The 1745-nt window shown below is 61.0% G+C and carries 1 protein-coding gene; it reads right to left on the bottom strand.

Annotated elements, in window-relative coordinates:
* The coding region (locus tag DBR24_RS05440; RefSeq protein WP_305888822.1) for a calcium-binding protein at positions 1-1745 on the bottom strand (1745 nt) is incomplete at both ends.

The following is a 1745-nucleotide window of genomic DNA, read 5'->3' as shown; positions in this document are numbered from 1 at the left end:
CCGAGGAACCTCTCGATGTTCTGGAAGCTGTCGCCCTTGGCAATCCCGGTGTGCTCACCGGTCTTGAGGTTGATCGCCACACCGCCTGCGCCGGCGTCGTCATAGCTGACCGTATCAAAGCCATCGCCACCGATGAAGGTATCGGCACCCTCGCCCCCCGACAAAATGTCGTTACCCGCCCCGCCCGTGATCACGTTATCCAGCGCATTCCCCCGAGAGATGAACGCGCCGGTTCCGGTGTAGGTCAATCGCTCGATACCGGCATTGAGGATGTAGTACGACTGATTGGTGCGCACTTCATCATTGCCGCCATCGGCCAGTTCGACGATCGCGCCGTAGGCCGCATTATTGAGGATGTAGACATCATCGCCACTGCCGCCCTGCACGGTAAAACCGGTCGAGTTGGTAGTGGCGGTGAAGACATCGTTGTAGGCCGAGCCGATGATTTTCTCGATGCCGACAAAGCTGTCACCCTCGGCGTCACCGCCCGTCCCCACGCCCGATCCTGCGCCGGCCGCACCCAGTGTCAGGTTTACGCCCTGGCCGGATTGCGAGTAATCCAGCACGTCTACGGCGGTGCCGGTACCTGCGTCAATCCTGTCTGCGCCCGCACCGGCGATGAACGTGTCACCGTACTGCGTGCCGCGAATCATTTCGATACCGACGTAAGTGTCGCCGGCGGCGATGCCGGTGTGCACACCGGTCTTGAAGTTGAAGGTGATCGCCGCGTTGCTGTCGTCATAGCCGACGGTGTCGGTGCCAGCCCCTCCGATAAACGTGTCGGCGCCACCGCCACCGTACAAATTGTCGTTGCCCGCGCCGCCGGTGATGATGTTGTTACCGGCGTTGCCGGCACCGGTAAAGTTACCGGTGCCGGTGTAGGTCAGGCGCTCGACTTCGGCGCTCAACGTCATGCTCGACAGCGAAGTACGTACCTCATCGTTACCACCCCCGGCCACCTCGATAATGACCGGCGAAGCGTTGCCGTTGATGATGTAGACGTCATTACCCGCCCCGCCCTGCAAGGTGAAGCCGCCGGTGCTCGAGCTGAATACGTCGTCGTAGGCCGAACCGATGATCTTCTCGATGCCGGAGAACGAATCCCCTTCGGCATCGCCGCCGGTGCCGGTGCCAGCACCGGATGCCAGGGTCAGATTGATCCCGGCAGCCGATTGCGAGTAGTCCACCACGTCGACGTTATCGGTCGTGACAGCGCCGCCTTCAAACTTGTCGGCAGCGCTGCCGGCAATAAATGTGTCGCTGAATTTGGAGCCGCGAATCACTTCGATGCCGTTGAAGGTGTCGCCAGTGGCGATGCCGGTGTGGGCACCGGTTTTAAGGTTGATCGTCACGCCCACAGAAGAATCGTCATAGCTGACGGTATCGTTGCCGGCGCCACCGATGAATGCGTCTGCACCCGCGCCCCCCATCAATACGTCGTTGCCGACGCCACCGGTGATGATGTTGTTACCGGCATTGCCGGTACCGGTGAAGTTGCCGGTTCCGGTGTAGGTCAGGCGCTCGACTTCGGCGCTCAACGTCATGTTCGTCAGCGAAGTACGCACCTCATCGTCACCCCCTCCGGCGAGCTCGACGATCGTTTGATAGGCAGGACCGTTGATCCCGTACAGGTCGTTACCCGCCCCACCCTGCAACGTGAAGGTCCCGGCACCGGTGGTGAACACATCGTCCTGTGCCGATCCGACGACTTTCTCGATATTGGTGAAGGTATCGCCCTGGGCATC

It is taken from the genome of Pseudomonas sp. HMWF006 (genome assembly GCF_003061205.1).
Taxonomy (GTDB): Bacteria; Pseudomonadota; Gammaproteobacteria; order Pseudomonadales; family Pseudomonadaceae; genus Aquipseudomonas; species Aquipseudomonas monsensis.
This window is presented reverse-complemented; position numbering and strand designations above follow the sequence as displayed.